The sequence below is a fragment of the Rhodococcus sp. UNC23MFCrub1.1 genome (assembly GCF_000686025.1).
In the GTDB taxonomy this organism is placed as follows: Bacteria; Actinomycetota; Actinomycetes; order Mycobacteriales; family Mycobacteriaceae; genus Rhodococcoides.
This window is the reverse complement of the sequence record NZ_JMLQ01000010.1, coordinates 12,383-20,236: the sequence shown is the minus strand read 5'-3', so window position 1 is coordinate 20,236 and position 7,854 is coordinate 12,383. Positions and strand designations below refer to the sequence as shown.

The following is a 7,854-nucleotide window of genomic DNA, read 5'->3' as shown; positions in this document are numbered from 1 at the left end:
GAGAAGCATGAGCAGTCCAGAAGTACTCGACGTCGTGGGTGTCGGTTTCGGACCTGCGAATCTCGCGCTGGCGATCGCGATCGAGGAACACAACGAGACGTGCGCGGAGCACGAGCGCGTCCGGGCGGTGTTCGTGGAACGTCAGGAGAGCTTCGGGTGGCATCCCGGCATGCTGCTCGACGGCGCGACGATGCAGATCGCGTTCCCGAAGGACCTGGTCACGTTCCGCAATCCGCGGAGCGGGTTCACCTTCTTCAACTATCTGTACGAACGCGACCGGCTCGTGGACTTCGTCAATCACCAGACGTTCTTCCCGACGCGGCACGAGTTCCACGACTACCTGTCCTGGGCTGCCGACCGGGTCGACGCCGACGTCCGCTTCGGCACGTCGGTCACTGACATCACGCAGGACGGCGACGTCCTGACCGTCCGGTGCGACGACGGCACAGTCGTGCGCACCCGCAACGTCTCCGTCGGCGCCGGGTTGACCCAGCGGGTCCCCGAGTGGGCATCGCTGTCCGCACGGTGCTTCCACAACCACGACTTCCTGCCACGTATGGCCGAGCTGCCGAAGCCGACCCGCGGACGGTTCGTGGTGCTGGGCGCCGGCCAGTCGGCAGCCGAGGTGGTGCAGTACCTCCATGGTCACTACCCGCACGCCGAGGTCCACAGTGTCTTCACGCGGTACGGCTACAGCCCCGCCGACGACAGTCCCTACGCCAACCGCATCTTCGATCCGTCCGCGGTCGACGAACTGCACCGGGCACCGGCCCTCGAGCGGGAGCGGCTCATCGCGCTGCACCGCAGCACCAACTACTCGGTCGTCGACATCGAGCTGATCGAGGAGCTCTACCGCGCGGAGTACGCGGAGCGCGTCAGCGGTCACCGCCGGCTGTTCATGCGCCGCGCGTCCACCATCGACGGCGTGGTCGAGACGGCCGACGGCATCGAGGTGACCATCCGGGACAGCATCGACGGCATCGCCGACACCCTCGACTGCGACGCACTCGTGCTCGCGACCGGCTTCCGGCCCGCGCCCCTGCGCCCGCTCCTCGGCGAACTGGCGCCCGAGGACGGCGGCCCCCGCGTCGTCACACGCGACTATCGCCTGCTGGCGACACCGGAGGCCGACACCGCCGGTGCACCCGGTGTCTACCTGCAGGGCGGCACCGAGACCACGCACGGCATCACGTCGTCGTTGCTCTCGAATGTCGCGATCAGATCCGGAGAAATCCTGAACTCCATCGTTGCGAGGCGTGCCGGTGGCGCGGTCCTTGCTAGGGTCGACACCGGTTCCACAGGCGCGGCGACCCGCGCCGAGACCGACAAGGCCCGCCGGGAACGCCCGGCATCGACGTTTGCAGTGAGCGAGGCAAGATGAGCACCAACCCGTTCGACGACGAAGACGGACGCTTCTACGTGTTGGTCAACGACGAGGATCAGCACTCGTTGTGGCCCACCTTCGCCGAGGTGCCCCAGGGATGGCGCGTCGTGTTCGGCGAGGAGAGCCGGGCAGCGTGCCTGGAGTACGTCGAGAAGAACTGGACCGACATGCGTCCCCGCAGTCTCCGCGAGGCCATGGAAGAGGACGCCGCGGGTCGTCACCGCGTCGAGAATCCCTCCTGATCTCTACTTCCAGCGCGCCGCGGACCGTCTCCGCGACCTGACCGGAAGCTTCGAGCGCACCGAGTCCGCGCGGCCCAGTCTCATGATGGGTCGACGCAGGGACTCGGTGCGTTCGACTATGCGGGGGCGGCGCAGTGTGCGCGCACCCCATTCGCCCAGCGTGACGCCGCCGGCCAGTGCGCCGCCCGTGCCCACCGCCGCCAGCAGTGCGCTGAGGCCCAGCAACGTCTGATCGTTGAGCAGGGCGAAAAGGCCGCGGTACACCGACAGACCCGGCAACAGCGGGGTGATACCGGCGACGGCGACGATCAGCGGCGGGATCAGGGCTCGGCGAGCCATGAGACCACCGGCGAAGCCGACCACCGTCGCGGCGATCGCGGACGAGAGCACCGGCCCGAAACCGACCTGCTGCGCGATGAGGAACACCAGCGCACCGGCGAAACCGCCGGCGAACGCCGCCGTGAGACCTCGGCGCTCCGCGTAGCAGGCCAGTGCGTAGAAGAGGGCCGCGAAGGCGCCGGCCAGCACCTTGGTGGGCACCTGGGCGAGGTCCGGAGGCGCGACGTTGCTCATGACCGGCAGCTCGGCGCCCAGCAGCGCCGCCAGTCGCAGGGTCGTCGCCACGCCCGCGATGATGCCGCCCGTCATCATCAACAGCTCGAAGAAGCGGGCCGCGGCGGTGATCGGGGCGCCCGTGATGGCGTCCTGCACCGAGCCGACCAGCGACAGCCCCGACAACAGCACTGTCACGCCGGCCGCGATGACCTGGGACGGCAGGATCGAGATGCCCAGTTGTTCCTGGAAGTTGTACAGCGTGATGGCGGGCGCCGACGCGATGAAACCGCCGACCACCTGCTGGAAGAAGAAGGGCAGACCGGCACGGTTCAGCACTCGGCCGACGCGGTCGATCACCATCGTCGACAGGAAGCTCACGGCGGCCACCAGCACACCGCCGCCGAGCAGGACGGAGATCGCCGCGGCCATGCCCGCCCACGCCAGGGTGGCGATCCACCGGTTGTAGGGGTGCGGTGCCCGGGTGACCTCCTTCAGCTCCGCCAGCGCGACCGCCGGTGTCGGCACCTCCAGGCGGATCTTGCGGGCGAGAGCGTCCACGTCGGCCAGGCGCGTGAAGTCCATGGACCGGTAGTGCACGATGCGCATCGTGCTTGCCGGGGGGAGGGTCGGGCCGCGGTAGGCGCTGATGACGATCGAGTTGTAGGTGACGTCCACGTCGCACCGGGCGAGGCCGTACGTCGAGGCGATGAACTGCACCTGGTTGGCGGTGTCGATGGCACCGGTCCCGGCGGCCAGGGTCACCTCACCGACACGCACCGCGAGGTCGAGCACCTCCGACACGCTGGCGTCGTCGGTGAGGTCGATGGGCTGGAGCGGACTGGGTGCACCCGCCGGGGTGTCGACGATGGCGCGTCGCTCGCCTGTCATGCGTCGTAACGTCGACGCGAAGCCCTGCAGGTAGGTCATTCCTTCTCTCGGTCCGCTCTGGTGTCCGGTTGTCCCGACGAAGGTACCGGGTCCACCCGGGTGTTCCCTGACCGAGGCGGCTCACGCCCGCACACCGTTTTCGGCGTCCGGATGCGCCCACTCGTGGCACAGTGCTGGAACCACGTCGACCGTCGGGGGGCGACGACGTCCGACCCTGCAAGGACGGCCACACCGTGCGCGTGCTCCCCGGAATCTCGGCGGCCGACGTCGACTACGAGAGCGTCGTGGCGTACCACCGCCACGGCACCGCGATCCGGCGAGCGCCGTACCTCATAGCGTTCGCATGCGTCCTGCTTCTCGTGAAGACCGGTGCGGATCTGGCCACCGTCCGAGGTGCCGGGTTCCGTCCGACGGTTCTCCTCGTGTCCGCAGCGGTCACCGCCGCTCTCGCGCTGTGGTGGCTCCGCGGACGAATGCCGGGTCGCTACGGATCGGTCGCGTTCGTGGCCGTCGCCGACATCGTCGTCCTCGCCCCGCTGGTGATGCTGCCGCCGTCGTCGGTGATCGTCGTGCAGAGCGTGCTGTTGCTCGCTGTCGGCAACTATGCGAGTGCGTTCCACGGCCTGCGCGTGTACCTCGTGCACAGCATCCTCGTCCTCGGGGCGACGACGGCGCTGGTGCTGCGAGCGCTCGCCGTGGGGTCCGAGAGCCTGGTCGTCGTGGCCGCGACCGCTGTGGTCGTCGCGTTCGTCGTGTACGGCGGATCCACGCTGAACCACGTCTTCTTCACCCAGCTTCGCGACGACGCGGTGCGGGCCTATCACGATCAGCTCACCGGGCTGCGTAATCGTCTGGGCCTGCTCGTCGACGTGGAGAAGCAGATCCATGACGCCGCCGGCACGCCGGTCGCGGTGTCGATCCTGTGCATCGATCTCGACGCGTTCAAGTCGATCAACGATCGGCACGGCCACGCGGCCGGCGACGAGGTGCTCAGACGCGCGGCCGGTCGGATCGCCGCGGTCGCCGGGGACGCCGTCAGCGCGCGGACGGGCGGGGAGGAGTTCGCCCTCGTGGTCGTCGGTGTGGGTGACCCCGGGCCGCAGATGGCGAGCGCCCTTCTCGACGCCATTCACCGCCCCGACGATCCCACCCCCGTCACTGCGTCCATCGGTGTGGCCACCGTTCCCCTGCCGGACGGCCGCGTCGATACTCGGGACCTTCTGGACACGGTCCTCGCCTCTGCTGATCGAGCCATGTACGAGGCGAAACGGTGCGGTGGGCATCGCGCAGCCGTCGCGACGGGCGATGACGCGCACTGCCTCTGACGATCGGAAACCGTCCTAGACCTCGTTCGGTCGGTCTTTTTCGGGCTCTGTTCCCGCAATGACCGTGTCGACCGGGGACCATGTGCCTACCATTGCGGTCGACGACGGTGTGGGGACCACCGTCGACACTGTTGTCCGTTTCGATGCAAGGCTGGCTCGAGTGCGTGTTCTCCGCGAGTGGTGGTCGTCCGACATCGACTACGCGTGGGTCGCCAATTACCACCGGACCCACGCCTACCTGAGGTCGGCGCCGTACTTCATCAGCGTGGCCTGCTTCCTGCTCGCAGTGAAGACGGTCGCGGATCTGGTCACAGCCCGTGACGCCGGACTCGGCGCATCCGGGTGGGTGTTCGCCGTGGCCACCGTCGTCTCCATCGCGCTCGGTCTGATGTGGGGGCGCGGCCACTTCCTCTCCCGGACGTGGTCGCTGCGCTTCGTCATCATCGGCGACGTCACCATCGCCGCGGTGCTGTTCGCGTTGCCGCCGTCCCAGATCGTCGTCATTTCCGCCGCGCTGTTGGTGACGGTGGGGAACTACGCCAATGCGTTCCACGGCGTGCGCGTCTTCGTCTGCCACGAGGCCTGGGCCATCGGCGTCGCCGGGCTGCTGTTCCTCCGACTGGTGACCACCACGTCGGTGGAGGTGTCCGCCGCCGTGTCGACCCTGGTCACCGTCCTCGTCGTCCTCTTCGCCGCGTCGTCGCTCAATCACCTGTTCTTCACCGCACTGCGTGACGACGCGGCGCGCGCGTTCTACGACCAGCTGACCGGTCTACGGAACAGACGCGGGTTGCTCGTCGACGTCGAGTCGATGCTCCGCAGCGCGCGACTCGCACCCGCAGACGGCGCCACCGTCGTGTCCGCCGTCTGCCTCGATCTCGACGCCTTCAAGTCCGTCAACGACCGCTTCGGCCACACCATCGGCGACGACGTCCTCCGCAGCGCTGCCGCCCGGATCGGTCGGGTGTCCTTCGACGCCGTCTCCGCTCGTATCGGCGGCGAGGAGTTCCTCGTCGTCGTCGCCGGCGACGAGTCGAGGGGACCGGCCGTCGCCCGCGCGCTGCTGCACGCCATCCATCGAGACGACGACGCGACACCGATCTCCGCATCCATCGGGGTGGCCTCCCTACCCCTGTCGCAGGCCCGCGGCGACACCGCCGTGATGCTCAACAGCCTGCTCGATCGCGCCGACGCCGCCATGTACCAGGCGAAGCGACAGGGCGGGAACAGGGTCAGCGTCGCCGACCCCGGAACCGACGGGGTGGGCGGGCGCCGACAGGAGGGGCTCTCGTTATGATGGTGCCGCTCGGTTCGCCGGGCACGCCTCCTTAGCTCAGTGGTAGAGCACTCGCCTTGTAAGCGAAAGGTCGTCAGTTCAATCCTGACAGGAGGCTCAAGCTTTAGACCCCGCGACCTGCGGTTATGTGATTCGGACCGCTTCCCGGAAATGGGCCGCAGGGCGCCGATGTCACGAGTTGTCACAAGTCGCTCGGAACTGCTCCACAGAGGGTCGAAATCGGGGCGTACGGACGTGGTCAGTTCCCGTGAAGGTCTGACATCGTCTGGAGGCTCTGGGCCGCTATCTTGAGGGCGTCGTTCGGGGCGTGAGCGTACGTGCGCATCGTGAAGGCAGAATCCGCGTGGCCCAGCCACGCCGAGATGACGGCTATGGGAACGTTCTGCAGGTGCATCAACGTCGCGCAGGTGTGGCGCGCATCGTGCAACCTGATCTGCGGCACCCCGGCGCGCTTACACGCCGTCTGCCAGAAGTTGGACAATGTGTCGGGGTGGTAGGCGTGGCCAAGTACGTCGCACACGATATGGGTGCCCGGTCCATAGTTCGCACCGGCAGCGGCGCTCTCGAGGTCCTGACGCTCACGGGCGGCAATCAGAGCGGCGGTCAGCACCGGGGTCAGGGGAAGAACGCGGTTCGACCGTTCCGTCTTGGTCAGTCCGTCCCCGGCCTGACCGGCGACAGACACTCGGTTGTTGCGGATCGACATGACGCCGGCGTCCAGGTCGACGTCGGACCACCGAAGACCGCAGATCTCACCGCGGCGCAGGCCGGACAAGGCCAGGTTCCACGCGTGTCCCACTCGATCGGTCTGCGCGAAAGCCAACATCTGGCGCATCTCCTCGACAGAGAACGTTCGCATCTGCGGCTGGGTGCGCGGCAGTCGATCCACCAACAAGGCGACGTTCCGCACCAGCAGTCCCTGTTTGACGAGGTCGGTCAGCACCGCCGAGATGATGTTGAGCATGGGATTGATAGACTGCGGGCTCCACGGTCGACGCACCGAATGGGGTGTCATCGGTGTTCCGCCGGCGGCGAGTGCGGTCACAAGCGAGTCGAGGTGGCCCTTGGTCAATCTCTGTACCGGCATAGGTCCATGGAATTGCCTCAGCGGTTCGAGCGCGTGCCGATAGGCGTTCTTCGTCGTGGGTCTCACCCGCCGGCCCGCGAGCCATGCCTCGCCGACTTCGTCGACGGACAGAGCGCTACCCGAGACGTGAACACCCCGGTTGACCTCGTCGGTCACGCGGGCCAGATACGCGCGAGCGTCCTTCTCGGTGTCGAATCGCCGTCGGGACTGTGATCGCGTCGTGTGCAGATAGGTGGATCCGTCAGGTCGCAGGCGCGGTACCTCTCGAGTCCCCGCATCGACAGTGACCTGGTAGCGAACAACTTCTTTCGCCGTACGGCGATCGGTGACCGAGATTTTTCGGATCTGCGGGGGTAGTTGGTTTCTAGCCATCGACCGACTGAGCCGAACTGGCAGCGATGTTTCTCAGTGCTCCCGCCGGGATCCGCGTCGATCGCGTACTCGATGAGCGATCAGCCACGGGGGAGTCCATCTCCGACGGTCATGCCGAGCCCGGCCATGGTGTCCCGATGCGCTGCCGTCTGCTTGAGCGCGTTCTCGTAGATGATCTCCAGGGCTTCGATCTGGTCGGGCGATTCGTTGTTCTCGAGTGCCCTTTGCAGCTGCTTGCGTGCGCTACGCATCGCGGTGATCGTGCGGTGCCATTCGTGAGTCAGCGTCGTACGGTCTCTGCGGGCATCGAACTGGCGGCGCACGAACACCGGAACCGGCTGACCGGTTGCTTCGTCGGACCATCCCGAATCCTCGCGCATCAACAGGCCGCTTTCTCCTCCCACCCACCTGACGGCGTCGTGGGATTCCTGGGGAACACCAGGGAGTACGTCCACAGTTCCGCGGGGAAGATCAGGGAACAGCAGCTGGGCGGGCGCCACTTCGAGCGCTGCGGCCAGTGCGAGGAGATCAGCGACATCGAGCCCCCTCCGCCGCCCTGTCTCCAGGTCGGAGATCACCGCCCTCGATATGTGGTGGCCGAGCTCGGCAGTGCGGTCGGAGAGTGCCTGCCCGGACATCGGCGGGGTCGCCGACGTCCGGAGCCGGCGGACCTCGGCCCCCGTTCGATCCACGATCGCTTGGGC

The 7,854-nt window shown here is 67.5% G+C and carries 7 protein-coding genes and 1 tRNA gene; 5 read left to right on the top strand and 3 right to left on the bottom strand.

The features are described from left to right. The first annotated feature begins 7 nt into the window (after positions 1–7). Positions 8–1,381: a lysine N(6)-hydroxylase/L-ornithine N(5)-oxygenase family protein gene (locus BR07_RS25640; protein ID WP_081821437.1), complete on the top strand. Its 1,374-nt coding sequence runs from the start codon at positions 8–10 to the stop codon at positions 1,379–1,381. After that, on the top strand, positions 1,378–1,626 hold the full coding sequence (locus BR07_RS0119875; RefSeq protein WP_027506921.1) for an MbtH family protein: 249 nt from the start codon (positions 1,378–1,380) through the stop codon (positions 1,624–1,626). Before BR07_RS25640 ends, BR07_RS0119875 begins: the two co-directional genes overlap by 4 nt. Before the next feature lie 3 nt (positions 1,627–1,629). Here BR07_RS0119875 and BR07_RS0119870 read toward each other — a convergent pair whose 3' ends face one another. Next, a complete protein-coding gene (locus BR07_RS0119870; RefSeq protein WP_373425300.1) occupies positions 1,630–3,099 on the bottom strand; it encodes a threonine/serine ThrE exporter family protein in 1,470 nt (489 codons plus the stop codon). 203 nt (positions 3,100–3,302) lie between these two features. Here BR07_RS0119870 and BR07_RS26380 point away from each other — a divergent pair, with 203 nt between their 5' ends. The 3 genes from BR07_RS26380 (at position 3,303) to BR07_RS0119855 (ending at position 5,788) form a co-directional block, all read left to right on the top strand. Continuing rightward, a complete protein-coding gene (locus BR07_RS26380) occupies positions 3,303–4,394 on the top strand; it encodes a GGDEF domain-containing protein (RefSeq protein ID WP_155957117.1) in 1,092 nt (363 codons plus the stop codon). Between the two features lie 160 nt (positions 4,395–4,554). After that, on the top strand, positions 4,555–5,691 hold the full coding sequence (locus tag BR07_RS0119860; protein WP_027506919.1) for a GGDEF domain-containing protein: 1,137 nt from the start codon (positions 4,555–4,557) through the stop codon (positions 5,689–5,691). A gap of 25 nt (positions 5,692–5,716) precedes the next feature. Further along, positions 5,717–5,788 (top strand) — tRNA-Thr (locus tag BR07_RS0119855). A 141-nt stretch (positions 5,789–5,929) separates the two neighbouring features. On the opposite strand, the gene BR07_RS25630 is transcribed toward BR07_RS0119855, so the two are convergent. Together BR07_RS25630 and BR07_RS26375 are read right to left on the bottom strand one after the other, a co-directional pair. Then, positions 5,930–6,934 (bottom strand): tyrosine-type recombinase/integrase, encoded by a 1,005-nt coding sequence (locus BR07_RS25630; RefSeq protein WP_231476454.1) that lies wholly within the window; start codon positions 6,932–6,934, stop codon positions 5,930–5,932. A gap of 296 nt (positions 6,935–7,230) precedes the next feature. Beyond that, complete coding sequence (locus BR07_RS26375; RefSeq protein ID WP_155957116.1) at positions 7,231–7,728, bottom strand: XRE family transcriptional regulator; 498 nt, start codon at positions 7,726–7,728, stop codon at positions 7,231–7,233. Positions 7,729–7,854: the final 126 nt, after the last annotated feature.

Coding starts and splice junctions, on each gene's coding strand:
- BR07_RS25640 (WP_081821437.1), top strand. CDS start 8: ATGAGCAGTCCAGAAGTACTCGACGTCGTGGGTGTCGGTTTCGGACCT.
- BR07_RS0119875 (WP_027506921.1), top strand. CDS start 1,378: ATGAGCACCAACCCGTTCGACGACGAAGACGGACGCTTCTACGTGTTG.